This is a genomic window from Capnocytophaga sp. oral taxon 878, from assembly GCF_002999135.1.
Lineage (GTDB): Bacteria > Bacteroidota > Bacteroidia > Flavobacteriales > Flavobacteriaceae > Capnocytophaga.
Genome location: NZ_CP027229.1, coordinates 1,637,168 through 1,656,447 on the forward strand (window position 1 = coordinate 1,637,168; position 19,280 = coordinate 1,656,447).

At 39.3% G+C, this 19,280-nt stretch carries 17 protein-coding genes; 12 read left to right on the plus strand and 5 right to left on the minus strand.

Annotation, left to right across the window (positions count from 1 at the left end; genetic code table 11):
• Nucleotides 1-158: 158 nt before the first annotated feature.
• The 9 genes from C4H12_RS07440 to ftsZ all read left to right on the plus strand — a co-directional run bounded on the left by C4H12_RS07440 (nucleotide 159) and on the right by ftsZ (nucleotide 12,310).
• The gene (locus C4H12_RS07440; RefSeq protein ID WP_106098355.1) at nucleotides 159-842 is read left to right on the plus strand and encodes a PAS domain-containing protein; all 684 of its coding nucleotides are present in this window, start codon (nucleotides 159-161) and stop codon (nucleotides 840-842) included.
• 40 nt (nucleotides 843-882) lie between these two features.
• A complete protein-coding gene (locus C4H12_RS07445) occupies nucleotides 883-1,563 on the plus strand; it encodes a PAS domain-containing protein (protein WP_106098356.1) in 681 nt (226 codons plus the stop codon).
• 91 nt (nucleotides 1,564-1,654) lie between these two features.
• Nucleotides 1,655-4,510: a DEAD/DEAH box helicase gene (locus C4H12_RS07450; protein ID WP_106098357.1), complete on the plus strand. Its 2,856-nt coding sequence runs from the start codon at nucleotides 1,655-1,657 to the stop codon at nucleotides 4,508-4,510.
• Between the two features lie 529 nt (nucleotides 4,511-5,039).
• Nucleotides 5,040-6,038, plus strand: a complete 999-nt coding sequence (locus C4H12_RS07455; protein ID WP_106098358.1) for a beta-ketoacyl-ACP synthase III — start codon at nucleotides 5,040-5,042, stop codon at nucleotides 6,036-6,038.
• Nucleotides 6,039-6,095: 57 nt separating this feature from the next.
• On the plus strand, nucleotides 6,096-6,599 hold the full coding sequence (gene accB / locus C4H12_RS07460) for an acetyl-CoA carboxylase biotin carboxyl carrier protein (protein ID WP_106098359.1): 504 nt from the start codon (nucleotides 6,096-6,098) through the stop codon (nucleotides 6,597-6,599).
• Nucleotides 6,600-6,610: 11 nt separating this feature from the next.
• Nucleotides 6,611-7,957: an acetyl-CoA carboxylase biotin carboxylase subunit gene (gene accC, locus C4H12_RS07465; protein ID WP_106098360.1), complete on the plus strand. Its 1,347-nt coding sequence runs from the start codon at nucleotides 6,611-6,613 to the stop codon at nucleotides 7,955-7,957.
• Between the two features lie 124 nt (nucleotides 7,958-8,081).
• Nucleotides 8,082-8,819: a 3-deoxy-manno-octulosonate cytidylyltransferase gene (gene kdsB, locus C4H12_RS07470; protein WP_106098361.1), complete on the plus strand. Its 738-nt coding sequence runs from the start codon at nucleotides 8,082-8,084 to the stop codon at nucleotides 8,817-8,819.
• 250 nt (nucleotides 8,820-9,069) lie between these two features.
• Nucleotides 9,070-10,497, plus strand: a complete 1,428-nt coding sequence (gene ftsA / locus C4H12_RS07475) for a cell division protein FtsA (RefSeq protein WP_106098362.1) — start codon at nucleotides 9,070-9,072, stop codon at nucleotides 10,495-10,497.
• 22 nt (nucleotides 10,498-10,519) lie between these two features.
• Nucleotides 10,520-12,310 carry a cell division protein FtsZ gene (ftsZ, locus tag C4H12_RS07480; protein WP_106098363.1) on the plus strand — a complete coding sequence of 597 codons (1,791 nt, stop codon included), beginning with the start codon at nucleotides 10,520-10,522 and terminating at the stop codon, nucleotides 12,308-12,310.
• A gap of 90 nt (nucleotides 12,311-12,400) precedes the next feature.
• On the opposite strand, the gene C4H12_RS07485 is transcribed toward ftsZ, so the two are convergent.
• The 4 genes from C4H12_RS07485 to C4H12_RS07500 are packed head-to-tail and all read right to left on the minus strand — an operon-like array spanning nucleotide 12,401 to nucleotide 14,732.
• The gene (locus tag C4H12_RS07485; RefSeq protein WP_106098364.1) at nucleotides 12,401-13,699 is read right to left on the minus strand and encodes a dihydrolipoamide acetyltransferase family protein; all 1,299 of its coding nucleotides are present in this window, start codon (nucleotides 13,697-13,699) and stop codon (nucleotides 12,401-12,403) included.
• Between the two features lie 6 nt (nucleotides 13,700-13,705).
• Nucleotides 13,706-14,215: a DUF4252 domain-containing protein gene (locus C4H12_RS07490; protein ID WP_106098365.1), complete on the minus strand. Its 510-nt coding sequence runs from the start codon at nucleotides 14,213-14,215 to the stop codon at nucleotides 13,706-13,708.
• Between the two features lie 8 nt (nucleotides 14,216-14,223).
• On the minus strand, nucleotides 14,224-14,448 hold the full coding sequence (locus C4H12_RS07495) for a hypothetical protein (protein WP_106098366.1): 225 nt from the start codon (nucleotides 14,446-14,448) through the stop codon (nucleotides 14,224-14,226).
• The gene (locus C4H12_RS07500) at nucleotides 14,445-14,732 is read right to left on the minus strand and encodes a hypothetical protein (RefSeq protein ID WP_106098367.1); all 288 of its coding nucleotides are present in this window, start codon (nucleotides 14,730-14,732) and stop codon (nucleotides 14,445-14,447) included. The genes C4H12_RS07495 and C4H12_RS07500 overlap by 4 nt, the downstream gene beginning before the upstream one ends.
• Nucleotides 14,733-14,826: 94 nt before the next feature.
• Here C4H12_RS07500 and C4H12_RS07505 point away from each other — a divergent pair, with 94 nt between their 5' ends.
• Nucleotides 14,827-15,621 carry a DUF2797 domain-containing protein gene (locus C4H12_RS07505; protein WP_106098368.1) on the plus strand — a complete coding sequence of 265 codons (795 nt, stop codon included), beginning with the start codon at nucleotides 14,827-14,829 and terminating at the stop codon, nucleotides 15,619-15,621.
• Nucleotides 15,622-15,710: 89 nt separating this feature from the next.
• Here C4H12_RS07505 and yaaA read toward each other — a convergent pair whose 3' ends face one another.
• Nucleotides 15,711-16,469: a peroxide stress protein YaaA gene (gene yaaA / locus C4H12_RS07510; RefSeq protein WP_106098369.1), complete on the minus strand. Its 759-nt coding sequence runs from the start codon at nucleotides 16,467-16,469 to the stop codon at nucleotides 15,711-15,713.
• 468 nt (nucleotides 16,470-16,937) lie between these two features.
• On the opposite strand from yaaA, the gene C4H12_RS07515 reads away from it, so the two are divergent.
• Together C4H12_RS07515 and C4H12_RS07520 are read left to right on the plus strand one after the other, a co-directional pair.
• A complete protein-coding gene (locus C4H12_RS07515) occupies nucleotides 16,938-18,770 on the plus strand; it encodes a glycoside hydrolase family 13 protein (RefSeq protein WP_106098370.1) in 1,833 nt (610 codons plus the stop codon).
• Entirely contained in the window at nucleotides 18,767-19,279 is a 513-nt protein-coding gene (locus C4H12_RS07520; protein WP_106098371.1) for a DUF6756 family protein, read from the plus strand. The genes C4H12_RS07515 and C4H12_RS07520 overlap by 4 nt, the downstream gene beginning before the upstream one ends.
• Nucleotide 19,280 lies beyond the last annotated feature (1 nt).

The window sequence follows — 19,280 nt, forward strand, 5'->3', positions numbered from 1 at the left end:
AAAAAACCTCAGTAAGATTAGATATGAATTTTTCATACTGATAATCAGTATTTTAACAGAATAAATGAATAAATATAAAAAGTTTTTTGCTGAAAATGTATGTTATTTCACATAAATATCGTACTTTTGTGCGTTGTTATTTAAAATAAATTTTTACGATGATTAGAGATTATAGAGACATTGAACTAACAATTCAACGCCCTACCCCTATTGATAAAGAGGTAGTGTGGGACAAAAGCAAAGTGATTATTAGCGAGACTGATATCTATGGTCGTATTACAGCTGTAAATGATGTATTCTGCACTGTATGTGGCTATACTGCAGCTGAAATGATTGGACAACCCCACAGCATTATCCGTCACCCTGATATGCCTAAGATTACTTTTAAACTGCTTTGGGATAACCTTAAATTAGGTAATAACTTTGCAGGAGTAGTAAAAAACTTGGCAAAATCGGGGGAATACTATTGGGTAATTACCGACTTTGAAATGCGCCGTGATGCTATGGGTAATATCACTCACTATATTGCTCGCCGTAAATCGGTGCCTAAAGGAGTGATAGATAACTATGTGACTCCGCTATACCAAACTCTTGTAAAACTTGAAAAAGTAGGAGGTATGGAACTTAGCGCTCGTTTCTTCAAAAACTACTTGGAAAAACAAGGTAAAGACTATATCGACTTCATTATTGATGTAATGAATGAAAACCGTGAGAATGTAGCCTTCCAAGATATACCAATGGCTAACATTGATACAAATAAAGTAGTATCGGATGATATTATTACTGTAAATGATGCTATGAACGAAAAGCGCAAGAGCTTCTTTGGTAGGTTATTTTCATAATCAAACAACAAAATATTGTAAACACTAAAAAGTAAATTATATGGCAGATTTTATAAATCCTGTACCCAGTATCCAACGTCCTACCCCTATTGAACGTGAAGTACAATGGGATAAGAGTAAAGTACTTATCAGTGAGACTGATGTAGCTGGTACTATTACCAATGTGAACGATGTGTTCTGTGCTGTTTCTCACTACTCGGCTGGCGAACTTATTGGGCAACCTCACAACCTTATTCGTCACCCTGATATGCCTAAATTAGTATTTAAGTTACTTTGGGACAACCTTAAAGTAGGTAACAACTTTGTGGGTGTAATTAAGAACTTGGCTAAAACAGGTGAATACTATTGGGTAGTAACTGACTTTGAAATGCGTCGTGATGCTATGGGTAATATTACTCACTACATTGGTAGACGTAAAGCTGTACCTGATGATGCTATTAGCAATTACTTAGCACCTTTCTATGATTCATTATTGAAAATGGAAAAGATAGGTGGAGTAGAACTTAGTAGCCGCTTCTTTAAAAACTACTTAGCAAAACAAGGTAAAGACTATATTGACTTTGTGATTAGTGTAATGTCGGAATCACAAACTACATTTAGTGCAGAAACTGTGAATAGTATTGATAACAGCAATAACGTTACTGTTTCTGACAATATCTACCAAGTAGATAACTCGATGAATGAAAAACGTAAGAATTTCTTTGAACGTTTGTTTTCATAAGTATTAAAGATTTTGAATTAATATTTCAAGAAAAAAGAGGCTCCCGATTGGAGAGCCTCTTTTTTTAGTGCCTAAAAACTAATACCTAAGAATGTTTCTTTTTATAGACTTTACTTTTCACCCTACTATTGAGTTGATGCTGCCTAATGCCTACATAGGAGAGGTGCGCAATGGATATGCTGTATTCTTCAAGAAAGCTACAGATGAAGTGTTACAAAGCCTGCCTGAATGGCAACTTACAGCAGCTGAAAAAGAGGCGCTAACTATTGTTAATAGTTTGCAGCCTAATGCGTTATATCAGAAGTTTTTAAAGAAAGGAGAGACTTTTGAGAAGGCGTACCAAAATACTGCTCAGAAAAAGCATATAGTAGAACAAATAGAAGATAAAACAGCTGAATTACTAAGTATTATTGCGAAAAATAACATTTTTATCACTACAAACTACACTCATAAAGATGACTTAGTAAAAAAACGGGTGCAAACTACTACTAAAGTATTGGAACCACTATTGGAATTTGAGAAGACTGAAGATGGTATTACTTATAGGCTTCTGCTGGAAGAGGGAGATATTACGCATATACCTTGTGAGGGGCATATTGAACTACTAAACAACACCCATACGTGGGTGGTACTGAAAGGAGAACTGGTGCGTGTAGCTCATATTAAAGCTACGCACTTAAAACCCTTTCTGAACAAAGAAACTACTTTCATACCTGAAAGAAGTTTTGGGGAATACTTTGATAAATTCCTGAAAAAGGTGCTTCGAAATGCTAATGTAAGGGCTATTGGGTTTGATATTATAGAGAAAAACACTCCTATTTCGGCAGAAATAGAGATTATACACGACTTTTTTAGCAATCATTACAAGGTATGTGTGCTTTTTGACTATGATGGATGCGTTTTTAGCAGTATGCAAGGGAAGAAAAACAGAGCAGAACTAAAAATTGGAGAAGATAATCATATTGTTATTTATAACTATAAACGAAATGAGGAGGCTGAAAGTAAAAAAATTGCTGTTTTAACTTCGGTGGGATTTAGTAATGATGGTGGTTGTCTTTTTATAAAAAGTGATGACCCCTTTGCCTCTTATTTTGCGTTGCTAAGACATAAAGAAGCGATAGAAGCAGCTGGTTTGGGGTTAAAAAACTTCAGTATAGATGGGAAAAAGGTGAATATGTGTGCTGCTGAACTCATTTTGGACAATACCGAAACTGTAAATGACTGGTTTGACTTATCGATTAGGGTAAAACAAGGGAATACTTCGTTCCATTTTAAAGAATTAATCAGAAATATTAGAGAAAATAATCCTATTTATGAACTGGGAGAAGGAGAAGTGTTTGTTATTCCGCAAGAATGGTTTAGTAGATTTCAAAGTATTGCAAAATATGCAAAAGTGCAAGGAGAGAAATTACAGTTGGCAAAAACACACTATGCCCTGCTAGAGGCTGTGCCTGAAATAAAACCTGCTACCTTGGTGGAAAAGGTAAATTATACCCCTTCGGAACACCTAAAAGCTACTTTGAGACCTTACCAAGTGGAGGGGGTGGAATGGCTGCTGCAACACTATTACAATGGTGTGGGGGCTTGCCTTGCTGATGATATGGGGCTAGGGAAAACCCTACAAATCCTTGCGCTGCTGGTGCATATACACGATAGTTTGCCTGAAAAATCTTTGCCGTATAAGGACTTATTCTCGGCAATGGAACGGCAGAAAGAAGCGCTTAAAGTGCTGGTTATTCTACCTTCATCGTTGATATTTAACTGGTATGATGAGGTTAAACGCTTCGCCCCCCAACTGAAATGTACCCAATATGTGGGGACTGGAGAGGAACGCAAGCGCAAGGTGAGACGGCTGACTAATTACGACCTTGTACTGACGAGTTACCCGATAGTGGAGCGGGATAGCAAGGAGCTACAACAACTTGATTTTAGGTATATTATATTGGATGAGAGTCAGCGTATAAAGAATAAGAACTCAAAAACCTTTAAGGCTATTAACGGCCTAAATACGCCACATAGGATAGCCCTTAGTGGTACGCCTATTGAGAACTCATTGGGAGATTTGTGGTCGCAAATGCAGTTTATCAACCCTAATATACTGAAAAGTTATGCTTCTTTTCACAAGAACTATGAGGTGGAAATAAGCAAGAAGAAGAATATGGTGGCTTTGGAGGAATTAAAGACGATTATTAGTCCGTTTTTGTTACGACGTACCAAGGAGCAGGTGCTTGATGATTTGCCAGAAATGGAAGCGCAAATAGCTTATTGTGAGATGAGTGAAGAGCAGGCGCGGTGGTATGAGCGAGAAAAATCGATGGTGAGAAACCAGCTGCTACATATTGACGGTAGGCTAACGGAGTTCAATGCGCTGAATATGCTTACGAAGCTAAGGCAAATAAGCAATCACCCGAAATTGGTGGATAAGGATAGTGAGATAGCATCGGGGAAATATGAGGAGGTGGTGAATTATATGGAAGAACTGGTGCAATCGGGGCATAAGGGGCTTGTTTTCAGTAGTTTTGTATCGCATTTGGCTTTGTATGAGGCGTGGTGCCGAGACAGGGGGGTGAAGTATGCTAAACTGACGGGAAGCACGCCTACTGAACACCGGAAAACAGAGGTGGAGAAGTTTAGGCAAGGGAAGGATGTGAGTTTCTTTTTTATTTCGTTAAAGGCAGGAGAGGTGGGATTGAACCTTACGGAGGCTTCGTACGTGTTATTATTAGACCCTTGGTGGAATCCGTTTTCGGAACGGCAAGCTATAGGGCGTGCGCATAGGCTGGGGCAGGAACACAAGGTGAATGTAGTGCGCTTTGTGAGTAAGGATACTATTGAGGAGAAGATTATTAGATTACAGGCGGCAAAGACGGAGCTTTTTGAAGATATTGTTGGCGAAAAACGCTTTATTAATGAGCTTATGGAGCATTTTGAGGATTTGTTAGTTTAAAGATAAGAAAGAAGAGAGAAGAGGAAAGGGAGAAAATGAGAATAATGTAATATTTTGGGGATTTTGTTGTGAATTTGGCAAAGAGAAAGTTTAGGTACAGGCAACCTGATTATCAGGGAAGTAATGTTTATCCTTCGTTTATAGTTCGTTTATCCTTCGTTATAGGTTCGTTCAACCTAAGGGATAGTTATAAGATGACTGGGGTAATGATGAAGGAGGAAAGGGTTGATTATCAGGAAATAGGAGTTAGAAGGAGGAGGTAGTGTAGAGAAAGGATATTTTTAAATTATTGGCAATGAAAATGAGAAAAGATTGAGAATTTTTCATTTTTGGGCAGGAGATGAGAGATAAGATATAGGCTTTGGGGAGGAGCGAGCGGTAGGAGAGATAGCTTGATGAGGGGTGTGTGCTGAGGATTTTGTTATTTCGTCCTAAAAAATTAGTTATTAATAATTGTAGATTTAAAATTATTTTGTACTTTTGCCCCAAATTTGGTAATAGCATTGCTTTAATAATTAAGATAAATACAATGGAAAAGATAACGGCTGCCATTACAGCTATCGGGGGCTATGTTCCTGAAGATGTGCTTACTAACGCTATGTTAGAACAGATGGTAGATACCAATGACGAGTGGATATACACTCGTACAGGCATCAAAGAGAGACGTATACTAAAAGACCCTAATAAAGGCACTTCGTTCCTTGCGATAGAAGCTGCTAAAGACCTTATAAAGAAAAGTGGTATTGACCCTAAAGAGATAGATTTGCTGATATTGGCATCGGCTACGCCAGATATGCCAGTAGCGCTTACGGGGCCTTATGTGGCATCGGAAATAGGGGCTGTAAATGCTTTTTCTTTTGATTTGCAGGCTGCATGTAGCAGTTTTTTGTTTGGAGTATCGGTAGCTGCGAAATATATTGAATCGGGGCGTTACAAGAAGGTACTACTTGTGGGGGCGGACAAGATGTCGTCTATCATTGATTACACTGATAGGGCTACTTGCATTATTTTTGGAGATGGTGCAGGGGCTGCTTTATTTGAGCCTAATACTGAAGGCTTGGGAGTGCAAGATGAGCTACTGAAGAGTGATGGTATTGGCAGGAATTTCTTGTATATTAAGGCAGGAGGTTCCTTATGTCCTACTACTGTAGAAACGGCGAAGAACAAGGATCATTTTGTATTTCAGGATGGTAAAACTGTATTTAAATATGCTGTAACGGGTATGGCTGATGTGGCTGAGGAGATTTTGAGGCGCAATGGACTTACCAATGAAGATGTGCAATGGCTTACGCCGCATCAGGCAAACAAGCGTATTATTGATGCTACGGCACAGCGTATGGGATTACCAGATGAGAAGGTGATGCTAAATATTCACAAATATGGTAACACTACATCGGGGACTATTATATTGGCTTTAAACGATTATGAGGCACAGCTGAAGAAGGGTGATAATATTATATTGACATCTTTTGGAGGAGGTTTCACGTGGGGGGCTATTTACCTGAAATGGGCTTATAATGGTGCTTAAAGAATCACGCAATTTGTGAGCAGAATAAAAGATTAGATTAAGAAAAACATATAGACTATGGATTTAAGAGAGATTCAGAATTTAATTAAGTTTGTTGCCAAGTCGGGTGCAAGCGAAGTAAAGTTGGAGATGGAGGATGTAAAAATCACCATTAAGACTAATCCTGATGAGAGCGGCAGAGAGCAGCAGGTGTATGTACAGCAATTACCTGTAGCACAGCAACTACCGCAGTTGCCTATGCAGCAGCTACCTGCACAAAGCTTGCCAGTGCCTACGCCAGAGCCTAGTAAAGAGAATAAGCCATCGGAGGATGAGGGTAAATATATTACTATCAAATCGCCTATGATTGGTACTTTTTACAGGAGACCTGGTCCGGACAAACCATTGTTTGTAGAAGTAGGCTCTACCATCTCAAAAGGAAGTGTGATTTGCATTATAGAGGCGATGAAGCTTTTCAATGAGATAGAATCGGAAGTATCAGGAAAGATAGTTAAGATATTGGTAGATGACTCATCACCAGTAGAGTTTGACCAACCTTTATATTTAGTTGACCCTTCATAAATTAAGGAGCTATGTTTAAAAAAATATTGATAGCTAACCGTGGAGAGATAGCTTTGCGGGTGATACGTACGTGCAGGGAAATGGGTATCAAATCGGTAGCGGTATACTCGACTGCTGATGCTGATAGTTTGCATGTTCGTTTTGCTGACGAGGCTGTGTGTATAGGACCTCCACCAAGCAAAGATTCGTACTTAAAAATACCTAACATTATAGCAGCGGCAGAGATTACTAATGCTGATGCGATACACCCTGGGTATGGTTTTTTATCAGAAAATGCGAAATTTTCTAAGATTTGTGCTGAGCATGGTATTAAGTTCATAGGGGCATCACCAGAGATGATTGAAAGGATGGGTGATAAGGCTTCGGCTAAGGCTACTATGAAGGCGGCAGGAGTGCCTACAGTACCGGGTTCGGATGGTCTTGTTGAATCGCTTGAACACGCTAAGAAGATAGCCAAAGAGATTGGTTACCCTGTGATGCTGAAGGCTACTGCCGGAGGTGGGGGACGTGGGATGCGCGATGTATGGAAAGAAGAAGATCTTGAGAAAGCGCTAAATAGTGCCATGCAGGAAGCTGGAGCAGCTTTTGGTAATGACGCTATGTATATGGAGAAGCTTATTGTAGACCCTAGGCATATTGAAATACAGGTAGTAGGAGACCAATACGGTAAGGCATGTCACTTATCGGAAAGGGACTGCTCAATACAACGCCGACACCAAAAACTTACGGAAGAAACACCTTCGCCTTTTATGACAGAGGATTTGCGTAAGCGTATGGGAGAGGCAGCTGTGAAAGCAGCAGAATTTATAAAATACGAAGGTGCTGGTACAGTAGAATTTTTGGTAGATAAAGATCGGAATTTCTACTTTATGGAGATGAATACCCGTATACAGGTAGAGCATCCTATTACTGAGCAAGTTATTGATTATGATCTTATTAGGGAACAGATATTGGTAGCTGCAGGAGTGCCTATTTCGGGCAAGAACTATACTCCTAAACTGCACGCTATAGAGTGCCGTATTAATGCTGAAGACCCTTATAATGATTTTCGTCCTTCACCAGGTAAAATAACTACTTTGCATGCTCCTGGAGGGCATGGAGTACGCTTGGATACCCATGTGTATAGTGGTTATGTGATTCCGCCTAACTACGACTCGATGATAGCTAAACTTATCACTACAGCACAAACACGTGAGGAGGCCATAGCAAAGATGCGTAGGGCTCTTGATGAGTTTGTAGTAGAAGGAGTGAAGACGACAATACCATTCCACTTGCAGCTAATGGATAATCCTGACTACTTAGCGGGTAATTATACTACTAAATTTATGGAAGACTTTCAAATAAAGCCGCAAGAATAGAAATCTTAAATACTTATTAATTAATACATTAGAGCTGGATAAGAAATTATTCAGCTCTTTTTTAGTGTTAAAAAATACTATTATATGTAAATGTTTATTACCTTTGCAGCAAAAAAGTAGAGATATGAAATATATAGCGATGATTCCGGCACGATATGCTGCGACACGCTTTCCTGCAAAACTAATGCAAGACCTTTGCGGTAAGCCTGTGATAGTACGGACTTATGAGGCAGTAGTGCGTACAGGACTTTTTAGCGAAGTGTATGTAGTTACTGATGATGACCGTATTGAAAAGGTTATACAAGAAGCTGGAGGTAAGGTAATTAGAAGCCTAAAAGAACATCATAGTGGTAGCGATAGACTAGCCGAAGCTGCTAAAGACTTAGTAGCTGATGTGATAGTAAATGTACAAGGGGATGAGCCTTTTACAGCTAAGGAGAACTTGGAGGAACTTATTCGCATTTTTGAAGAAGATAAGGAAGAAAAGGTAGATGTTGCTTCACTAATGGAAATTATTACCGATACTGAAGTTATTGCTAACCCTAATAATGTGAAGGTTGTGGTGAACAAAAATAATGAAGCACTATACTTTTCACGATCAGTAATACCTTTTGAACGTGCTGCTGTAGAAGCTCCTTATTATAAACATATAGGTATTTACGCTTATAGGAAACGAGCTTTAGAAGAATTCACTTTGTTACCAGCATCAGTTTTGGAAGAGACAGAAAAGCTAGAACAACTTAGATACTTAGAGAATGGATTAAAAATACGCTTATCTGTGACAAATATATCCACAATTGGAATTGACACACCAGAAGACTTAAAAGAAGCACGCAAGCGACAAGCTTTAGAGGTGTTTTAATCTAAACTTAGAGTAAATGATAAGGTTTTAACATTTTATTTAAGATTGATTATCAACAGTTTATAAATTTGTTGATAACTTCTTGATAAAAATATGCTGTAGAATTTCTTTTTTTCATATCTTTGCATACGTAAAGTAACGTGGTAAAACGTGCATAACAAATACAAGGGACTAATTCTATAGAAGAATAGAAAAAATGTGAACTAAAAATATTAACTAAAGAGTTGATATAATTCTTAAGTGTGAAAAAATGAAATATAAAAAATATTACGTAGGGTTAGATATCGGTACTACCAAGATTGTAGCTATGGTAGGGACGAAAAACGAATACGGTAAGATACAAATTTTAGGGTATGGGCAGGCCAAGAGTGAAGGCATCAATAAGGGGGTTGTGAATAACATAGCACAAGCCACCCAATCGATTATGGATGCCATTCAGGATGCCAAAGAGAAAACAGGACTTGATATAGAGAACGTAGTAGCAGGTATTGCAGGGCAAAATATTATGAGCCGCTCACATAGTGATTACATTACTCGTAATGACCCTGAAAAGCTGATAGATTTTGAAGATTTAGAGCGACTAAAGGAACAAGTATTTTCAATAGCACTAGCACCAGGACAGAAGATTATACATGCACTACCACAAGACTATAAAGTAGATAATGCAGGTGATATTAAAGAACCCATAGGAATGATGGGTACCCGCTTAGATGCTACTTTCCACTTGGTTATAGGACAGATAAATGCTATAAAGGGGATTTCACGCTGTATAGAAATGGCTAATTTAAAGCCTATAGGACTAACTCTTGAGCCTATTGCATCGGCAGATGCTGTATTATCGGAAGAAGAAAAAGATGCTGGAGTAGTACTTGTAGACATAGGAGGTGGTACTACTGATGTTGCTATCTTTAAAGATGGTATTATACGCCATACTGCAGTTGTACCTTTAGGAGGCAATGTAATAACTGATGATATTAAGGAAGGTTGTGGTATATTGGCAAGGCAGGCAGAGATGCTGAAAGTACAATATGGATCGGCATGGCCTGGTGAGAATCGCGATAATGAAATAGTATCAATACCAGGCATTAAAGGGAAAGAGCCTAAAGAAATCACACTTAAGAATCTTTCAAAAATTATCCACGCTAGAGTAAGTGAGATTATTAACTTAGTGTTCAATGTAATTAAAAGTTATGGACACGAAGAACCTAAGAAAAAACTTTTTGCAGGTATAGTACTTACTGGAGGAGGAAGCCAACTGCAACATATAAGTCAGTTAGTAGAGTATATTACAGGAATGAGTACTCGTATAGGCTTGCCAGATGAGCATTTGGCAGGAAATTCAGATCCTAAACTCACTTCACCTATTTATTCTACTGCCATTGGACTTGTAATGAGTGCCATAGAGAATGAGGCTGAAGAGCAGTTTAAAAAACGCTTGGAAGAGATTAAAGAGCAGGAAAACAAAGTAATAGAAATAACCGAGCAAGTACCTGTTGAGACTATAAAACAACCTATCACTATTATTGATGAGACCTCTCTGCCTACCCAGAAAAAAGTAGAAGATGATGAGGATGAGGATGAAGAGGACTATGACAAACCTAAAAATAGTAAAAACTTTTGGGATAAGTGGAGAGTGAGAATAGGAGATTTTTTAAATTCTGATACAGAAGAAGCATAGAACAAATAATTATGATTTAGATATGGAGCAACAAGATGTCCAATTCAATTTTCCAAAGAATAACAGTAACTACATTAAAGTTATTGGTGTAGGAGGCGGAGGCTGTAACGCTGTTAACTTTATGTATGATGAAGGTATCAAAGGAGTGGATTATGTGGTGTGTAACACCGATGCCCAAGCCCTTGAAAAAAGTCCAATACCAATTAAAATTCAATTAGGAGTTACTCTTACTGAAGGACTAGGAGCAGGCAACAACCCAGATGTGGGAGAAAAAGCTGCTCTTGAAAATATTGATGATATTCAGCGTGTACTTGAGGGTAATACCCAAATGGCTTTCATTACTGCGGGAATGGGAGGTGGTACTGGTACAGGTGCTGTACCTGTTATTGCTAAACAAGCTAAGGATATGGGTATACTTACCGTAGCTATTGTAACAACTCCTTTTAATTATGAGGGACTGAAACGCAGTAGGCAAGCACAAGCTGGTATAAAGAAACTGCGTGAATGTGTAGATTCGCTTATTGTTATTAACAATAACAAAATTAGTGAAATATACGGTGAACTAACAATTAGTGAAAGTTTTGGTAAGGCTAATGAAATCTTACTAAAGGCAGCTAAAGGTATGGCAGAGGTGATTAGTAAGCACTACCTTGTAAATATAGACTTACGTGATGCACGTACAGTACTTGAAAATGGGGGTACTTCTATAATGGGATCGGCAATAGCAGAGGGTGAAAACCGTGCTCTTGAAGCAGTATCAGGGGCTTTGAACTCACCACTCTTAAACGACAACAAAATTACAGGTGCTAAAAACGCTCTTTTGCTAATTACTTATGGTACTAAAGAAGCCACCCAACGTGAAGTAACTGAGATTAACACCTATATACAAGAACAGGCTGGTGATAATATGGCAGACCTTATCTATGGTATTGGTGCAGATGAGACTTTAGGGGAAGGTATTTCGGTAGTAGTAATTGCTACTGGTTTTGATGTAGAACAGCAAAAAGAGATTGTAAATGCTGAACCACGCCGTGTAATTCATGTATTAGAAGAAAATCAGACTGTTACTCGTGATTTAACTGAAAAAAGAGGTGCTGTAGTAAATACTACAACAACAAGTAGTAAAGAAGAGTACCCTGTACCTACTGTTTCTGCAATTAAAAAAGAACCTTCATTGGCTGATTTGTTCAATATATGGACAGACTGCGAAGTAGTAACCGCTGATGATACTTTTGTAATTGTGGACAAAACTATTCCTAAATGGGAACCACAAGTACAAACTAAGCAAGAGGTAATAGAAGTAGCTCAGCCTGTATACGCTAAAGAAAATGCTCCTATTATTCATCAGTTGAGAGAGGAAGAAGAGTATGTGCCTAATAGAGGAGTTACTTCTCATTACAAAACACCTCCTACTATAAATGAAGAAGGAGAAATTCGTTATACTTTAGAAGATTATACTGAGCTAGAAAGAACTTTTCGGGATGCTAAACCTACTACTTTTGTAGAAGATAAAGTGGCTAATAAGAATAATGAATTTGTATTCTACAGAAAGGAAGAATCTGTTAAGCAACCAGCTATGCCTAATACTGCTCCTGTACAGATGCGTATGTTTGAGGATGAAGAGGCTGTAGAAGTAAAGCTTAACCCTATAGATGCTAAAATATCGGATGTGATGAACAAACGTTCTAACAGCTTGAAGGATTATAACTACAAGTTTGGAGCTAACCAATCACGTACCTCAATAGGGAAAGACTCATCGGGGGAGATACAAATAAGACGTAATAACTCGTTCTTACACGAGAATGTAGACTAAGAAATCTCTTTCATACTAATAAAAAAATCGGGAGGAAAGCGTTATGCTTTCCTCCCGATTTTTTTGTATTCATTTTAGGTGTAATAAGCTTTAAAGTGTTCGGTTCATATCCCATTTTTCAAGATAATCGGCGACACGCTGTACAAACATACCTCCTAGGGCTCCGTTCACTACACGATGGTCATAACTGTGTGAGAGCATCATTTTGTAACGAATGCCTATTACATCGCCTTCGGGGGTTTCGATGACTGCTGGTACTTTGCGGATAGCGCCTATGGCTAATATACCTACTTGAGGCTGATTGATAATAGGTGTACCAAAAACATTACCAAAGGAACCTATATTGGTAACTGTATAAGTGCCATCTTTTACCTCGTCGGGTTTGAGGGCGTTGGCACGGGCACGGCGAGCTAAATCATTTACTATTTTGGACATACCGCGTAGGCTAAGTTCATCGGCGTTTTTGATAACTGGCACGATGAGATTGCCATCGGGGAGGGCTGTTGCCATACCAATATTAATATTCTTCTTTTTAATAATAGTAGTTCCCTCTACTGAAATGTTCATCATTGGGAAATCGATAAGAGCTTTGGCTACTGCTTCCATAAAGATAGGAGTAAAGGTAAACTTCTCACCTTCACGTGCTTCAAACTCTTTTTTAACTTTATTACGCCATTGCCATATACGTGTTACATCGACTTCGCTAAAGCTTTGTACGTGAGGTGATGTATGCTTACTATGAGACATGTGTTCGGCTATTATTTTGCCCATACGGCTCATTTCGATACGCTGATCGGCGTGTTTTGTATAAGTGCGTTGTGGAGCAGCTGTAGGAGTTGCTACTGGGGTAGTAACTGTAGGTGCTGCCTGGGTAGGCTGCTGGCTGCGCTGGCTAAGATAGCTAAGTATATCGTCTTTAGTTACTCTATCATTAAGCCCTGTGCCTTTGATATTATTAAGTTCATTTAGGCTAATACCTTCTTTTTGGGCGATATTTTTAACAAGTGGTGAGTAGAACCTATCGGAGCCTGTAAAGTCGGTTTTGGGGGTACTAAGGGTGGTTTCTTTAATTTGAGTTATATTTTGTGTTAGGATCTCGGCCGATTGTTGTACTGATTTTGTTGTTTCGGTAGGTACAGAGGCTGTTTGTTCGGTTTCGATGATAGCCATTACTTGTCCTATTTTCACGACGTCATCTACTTTAAATAATATTTCGGCTACTGTGCCTGATACTTCGCAAGGCACTTCGGAATCGACTTTATCGGTAGCTACTTCAACGATAGTTTCTTCGGCTTCGATATGGTCGCCAATATTTTTGAGCCAGTTGGTAATGGTAGCTTCGGCTACACTTTCGCCCATAGCGGGCAATTTTAATTCGTATCTTGCCATTTCTTTTTACTTTATATCCTTCACTTCTTGAGGGAGGTTCATATTTTTAGTTAAAATGCCTAATTTGCTGAGGCTAATGTCGCCGGTGAGAGATAGTAGTACTGTTTGTTTTGAGCTCTCGGATGGTTCGGCAATCATCAGGAGTTCTTGTACATTATCGGAGTTATTGGAGCCGCCTTTGGTGTAGAATTTGACATTTTGAGCATTATCTTTGACACGCATCAGCTCGGTAAGGGCGGCTGTTTTAACATACTGCAGGGCTTCTGCTTTTATTAGAGACGCAGCAGCTGGGTTTTCGGTAGTAAAGACTTTCATTCCTTTGAGTTTGTTGGCTATTTCCATAAACTCTTTGGCTTCGGCGTCTTTGCTATCGATTTTGGAGAGCATTTGAAACATCTTTTGGGATACTATGGTACTGGCTATTTCTTTATTAGCTTCAAGTTTCTCAAAGGAGTTTTGCCCAAACAGAGACATTGAGACCAGCAGGGCTGGCAAAAGTAATAATTTTATCTTCATAATGGATGTTAATTTGGTTTCTTTACTATTTTGTTTTTAGCTTCATCAAACTTTTTGAGGTAGTACATTTTCTGTACGCCTTTGTTGTATTCTTTTGAAAGCATAAGGAGGTTTTGGTGTACTAATTTATAAACCTCTTGGGCTTGTTGTTTTTGGTGTTGTGTTATGATGTAATAAGTTATGCTACTGAGTAGGAGCAGTGCTGAGAGGACTATTACGATAGGTTTTTTCATTTCTTTTTAAATATAGAAAAGTCGAAATCAAGGAAATACAGGCTTATTAGGGCTAGTATGGCGAGTACTATCCAAAAGGTTCGGTTAGTGCCTGCGTTTTTTTTGTTTCGGCTATCGGTACGTATGGCGCGCCACTGCTCGGTAAAGTGGTTACTAACGGTTTCGCGATCACGGCGTATGCGTGAGCCCATCTCGAAGGTGTTACCTTCTTCTTTCCCTTCATAATAGCGGGGGGTATAGTTGAACCGTTTGTTTTTTTGTAATTGAAATAATTTTATCTTCATAATGCGCAAAGGTACAAAAGTTTTCTTAATTGGCAATGAATGGTGAACTTTTTTTTGTACTTTTGTGCCCTATTTATTTAAAAAAATTGAGGATATGTTTCAGGGTGTTTTACAAAAAATGTACACTGAATGGGCTGACCCTATACGGTATTACTTACCTATGGAGGGTGATTTTGTGCTGATGAACAGCCTTATAGGCAGAAATATAGGGTTGGATTTTGTGGGTTACTGCTGTATGAACTGTGGGCAGAACAAGCCTATTTTTAGGCAGGGGTATTGCAAGGAGTGTTTTTTTGAGGTGCCACAAACGGCTGATTGGGTAATGCATCCGGAGCTGAGCAAGGCGCATCTTAACATTGAGGAGCGTGATTTGGGATATGAGCAGCAGGTGCAGTTGCAGCCTCATTATGTGTATTTGGCTAACTCGAGCGATGTGAAGGTGGGGGTTACTCGTAAATCACAGGCGCCTACCAGATGGATTGACCAAGGGGCTCACGAAGCGCTGATAGTGGCTGAAGTGCCTAACCGTTATTTGGCGGGGGTGGCTGAAGTGGCTTTGAAGGCGCATTTGGCTGATAAAACTAACTGGCGCAAGATGCTTACTAACCAGATTACTGCGGTGGATTTGTTACGTGTGAAATTGGAGGTACGGGACTTTATACCTGAAGAGGTGCAGCCTTATGTTACGGAGGATTTTAAGCCTTTGTGTATTCATTTTCCGGTAGAAAGGTATCCTACGCAGGTGCGGAGCTTACAGCTATTGCAAACGCCTTCATACAAAGGTAGGCTGATGGGTATTAAGGGGCAATATCTTCTGTTTGAAGATAATACTGTATTCAATGTGAGGGGTAATGAGGGACTTGTTATTCAATTAACAATTAGCCATTAGGTATTAAGAATTGATAGTTGGCTATTAGGAAAAGAAAAACTTTGCCAGAGTTGGGAGACTTTGACAAAGTTTTTTTTATTGTTTTGTTTTTACCTTATGAAGACGAGGGTATTGGCGCTGGAGTGTTGTTCTGAAAAAGAATAGCCATCGGCATTGAAGCCTTTGAGATCATTGATGGATTGAATGTTATTTTGGGCGATGTAACGCACCATACGTCCGCGTGCTTTTTTGGCGTAGAAACTAATGACTTTGAGGGTATCGCCTTTGTAATCTTTGAATACGGGAGTAATGATGGGCACTTTGAGTTGGGTGGTATTGATAGCCTTGAAATACTCATCACTTGCGAGGTTGATAAAGAGTTCGCCTTCTTGAAGCTCATCATTAAGGGCTTGGGTTATTTTGTTTTGCCAAAAAGTATAGAGATTGGTGGCGCTGCCTACGGGGAGCTTGATGCTCATTTCGAGGCGGTAAGGGAGGATAAGATCTAAGGGTTTTAGGAGTCCGTACAGCCCTGAGAGGATGCGTAGGGACTGTTGTAACTTATTGATTTGTGGTATGGTAAGGGTGTAGGCATCGAGTCCTTCATATACATCGCCATTATAGGCGAAGAGTGCTGGGCGTGCCTGTGCTGGGGTAAGGGGAGTGTGCAGCTGCTGGTGGCGCTGCCAGTTGAGATTGGCGAGCTTGGGGGATATGCTCATAAGGGAGGAGAGCTGGGTGGGGTTGAGCTGCTGAAGGACTGTGGCTACCTTTTCTATTTCGGCAGAAAAAATAGGTAGGGTGTGGGTGGTGGTGGGGATAGGGCTGGTTTCATTAATGGTTTTGGCAGGGGATAGGATGATTTTCATAGTGTGAAATAATTAATGGGGCAAAGGTACAAAACTATTTGTAATTGGCAAGGGGTATGCTTTGTGAGATACTGGGCGTTAGATGGAGCTAGAAGATGGTGAAAGGTGTTTTTTAAGAAGTGGCAACTATCCTTCGTTTATCCTTCGTTTATCCTTCGTTATTCGTTCGTTCAGGGTGGAAGATAATTGGAGGGTAGTTTTGGGGGAGATATTGGGAGAGTGGGAGGAATTAGGGGTGAGCAGGAAGAGAATTTAGATTTGTTCGTTAGCAAATAAATTCTTAACTTTGCAGAATATAAAAATGAAGTAAGGCTTTTTGTAATACTTTTTGGGGGCTTTATTATTTACTTGTTGTGAGCTTTTTAAAGGGCTGCAATAGAGAGGAGAAGCCTATTTGGAAAAAAGATGGACTTAGCCGCGAACAAATGTATATCAGGATAAAAATTAAGTAATTGACAGATTAATATTATGAAATATATCATTACCCTTATGGGATTATTTAGCTTTTTAAATGTACACGCACAAATAGAGCGTGTAGAGCCGCCTTTTTGGTGGGAAGGTATGCAACACTCACAAATACAGGTGTTGCTATATGGGAAGAATATCAGCAAGTATAAGGTAGAAAGCGACTTGCCTATAACTAATGTACTGAAAACAGAAAACCCTAATTATTTGTTTGTGACTATTGAAACAAAGGACAAAAAAGCGGGGAATTACCATATTTCTCTGTTGGACAAAAGTAAAAAGGTGGGGAATATACGTTATGAATTGAAAACACGAAGAGAAGGCTCGGCCTACCGTAAAAGTTTTGATAGTAGTGATGTGGTATACCTGATTATGCCTGACCGCTTTGCTAATGGCAAGAAAGACAATGATGCTTTTAGTACTCTTACTGACAAGTTGAACAGAGAGGCCGCGGACGGTAGACACGGTGGGGATATACAAGGGATTATTAACCATTTGGACTATATACAATCATTAGGGGCTACGGCTATATGGAGTACGCCTTTATGTGAGGATAATGAACCGCAGCATTCGTATCATACATATGCCCAAACCGACGTGTACAAGATAGACCCTCGTTATGGTACCAATGAGGAATATGTGCAGCTGTCCAAGGCTTTGCATAAGCGGGGTATGAAGCTCATCAAAGACTATGTGACTAACCACTGGGGCAGCCAACATTGGATAGTAAAAGACTTGCCTTGTTATGACTGGTTGCATCAGTTCCCTGGGTATGGGCAAAGTACTTTTAGGATGAGCACCCAGATGGATAGCAATGCTTCGGAATGGGATAAGAAGTATTGTGAGAAAGGGTGGTTTGCGCGCTCGATGCCTGACCTTAATCAGGCAAACCCATTGGTACTGAATTATCTTACCCAAAATGCTATCTGGTGGATAGAGTACGCAGACCTTGATGGGCTACGTGTAGATACGTATTCATATAACGATAAAGAAGGCATCGCTAAATGGACGAAAGCGATTACGGATGAGTATCCGCACTTTAACATTATGGGAGAGGTATGGATGAACCAGAGTGCACAGGTATCATACTGGCAAAAGGACAGCCCTATAAGTGCGATACAGAGCTATAATACTTATCTGCCTACTGTGATGGATTTTCCTCTTTTTAATGCGATAGGAGAAGCTTTTAGGATAACTCCTTCATGGGATAAGGGAATGATGCAGCTATATGATAGTTTTGCTAATGATTTTCTGTATAAAGACATTAATAACTTACTTATTTTTGCTGAGAATCACGATACATCGCGCCTTAATCACATATATCCTAAGATGGAAGATTATAAGCTTATTATTACTCTTTTAGCTACAGCGCGGGGTATTCCGCAGCTATACTACGGGAGCGAGATAGCAATGGCAGGCGACAAGAGTAAAGGTGATGGTGATATACGGCAGGATTTCCCTGGTGGGTGGCAAGGTGATACGCGAAACGCTTTCACTGCTACTGGGCGTACCAGTGTACAAAAAGATTATTACGATTTCACATCTAAGCTTTTTAACTGGCGTAAGGATAAGGCTGTGATTCACTATGGTAAGACTAAGCAATATCTACCAGAAAACGAAATGTATGTTTATTTTCGCTACAACGATACTGAGACAGTAATGGTTGTGCTTAACAACAGTGAAAAGCCGCAAACGCTTCAGCTGAACCGCTTTGCTGAGAGTTTGGCGGGATTTTTGAGGGGTAAAGATGTAGTATCGGGGAAAGAGATTGTTTTAGGAGATACTTTGGAAATAGGAGGGAAGACAAGTTTTATTATAGAGATGAATGGTAAATGATTAAAAAGGAGAATACTTGGACAAGTCTTAGAAAAGAAATAGCACAATTGATGGTGCAATTACAAATTTCTAAAGAAGATTTTCGTCCGCTGGGGTTAGAAGAATGGAAAGCAGTAGAGACACATATCTATAAAACCTTCTGCAAAAATCAAAAATATAGGCGTTATTGGCTTTGGGAGGATTTTTCAGAAGAAGCTGTTGCCTATAGGATGCCTCATCATAATCCAGAATACTATCTCGACAAATTAATAGATAACCAAGAAGAAATATTTTTCATTTTTGCAGAGTCTGAAAATTGTAAGTTTTGGTTTTATGAAGGGAAAATAACCCCTGTACTTCCTTTGATAGGGGAGTTATATCATTATGATGAATTTTACTTTATCTCAAAAAAGTATGAATGGCTTATTGGTATCAATCATCATGATGCTCTTATTGCTACTGGGAGCAAAGTAGAAACTCTTGAAATATTGTATAACAATGAAATGATGAATAGTGAATTAGAAAAATAAG

Excerpts from the sequence above, each read along its gene's own strand:
- C4H12_RS07445 (WP_106098356.1), top strand. The coding sequence starts at position 883 with ATGGCAGATTTTATAAATCCTGTACCCAGTATCCAACGTCCTACCCCT.
- C4H12_RS07455 (WP_106098358.1), top strand. The coding sequence starts at position 5,040 with ATGGAAAAGATAACGGCTGCCATTACAGCTATCGGGGGCTATGTTCCT.
- accB (WP_106098359.1), top strand. The coding sequence starts at position 6,096 with ATGGATTTAAGAGAGATTCAGAATTTAATTAAGTTTGTTGCCAAGTCG.
- C4H12_RS07520 (WP_106098371.1), top strand. The coding sequence starts at position 18,767 with ATGATTAAAAAGGAGAATACTTGGACAAGTCTTAGAAAAGAAATAGCA.
- C4H12_RS07485 (WP_106098364.1), bottom strand. The coding sequence starts at position 13,699 with ATGGCAAGATACGAATTAAAATTGCCCGCTATGGGCGAAAGTGTAGCC.
- C4H12_RS07515 (WP_106098370.1), top strand. The coding sequence starts at position 16,938 with ATGAAATATATCATTACCCTTATGGGATTATTTAGCTTTTTAAATGTA.
- kdsB (WP_106098361.1), top strand. The coding sequence starts at position 8,082 with ATGAAATATATAGCGATGATTCCGGCACGATATGCTGCGACACGCTTT.
- C4H12_RS07490 (WP_106098365.1), bottom strand. The coding sequence starts at position 14,215 with ATGAAGATAAAATTATTACTTTTGCCAGCCCTGCTGGTCTCAATGTCT.
- C4H12_RS07500 (WP_106098367.1), bottom strand. The coding sequence starts at position 14,732 with ATGAAGATAAAATTATTTCAATTACAAAAAAACAAACGGTTCAACTAT.
- yaaA (WP_106098369.1), bottom strand. The coding sequence starts at position 16,469 with ATGAAAATCATCCTATCCCCTGCCAAAACCATTAATGAAACCAGCCCT.
- ftsA (WP_106098362.1), top strand. The coding sequence starts at position 9,070 with ATGAAATATAAAAAATATTACGTAGGGTTAGATATCGGTACTACCAAG.
- C4H12_RS07505 (WP_106098368.1), top strand. The coding sequence starts at position 14,827 with ATGTTTCAGGGTGTTTTACAAAAAATGTACACTGAATGGGCTGACCCT.
- C4H12_RS07495 (WP_106098366.1), bottom strand. The coding sequence starts at position 14,448 with ATGAAAAAACCTATCGTAATAGTCCTCTCAGCACTGCTCCTACTCAGT.
- accC (WP_106098360.1), top strand. The coding sequence starts at position 6,611 with ATGTTTAAAAAAATATTGATAGCTAACCGTGGAGAGATAGCTTTGCGG.
- C4H12_RS07440 (WP_106098355.1), top strand. The coding sequence starts at position 159 with ATGATTAGAGATTATAGAGACATTGAACTAACAATTCAACGCCCTACC.
- ftsZ (WP_106098363.1), top strand. The coding sequence starts at position 10,520 with ATGGAGCAACAAGATGTCCAATTCAATTTTCCAAAGAATAACAGTAAC.
- C4H12_RS07450 (WP_106098357.1), top strand. The coding sequence starts at position 1,655 with ATGTTTCTTTTTATAGACTTTACTTTTCACCCTACTATTGAGTTGATG.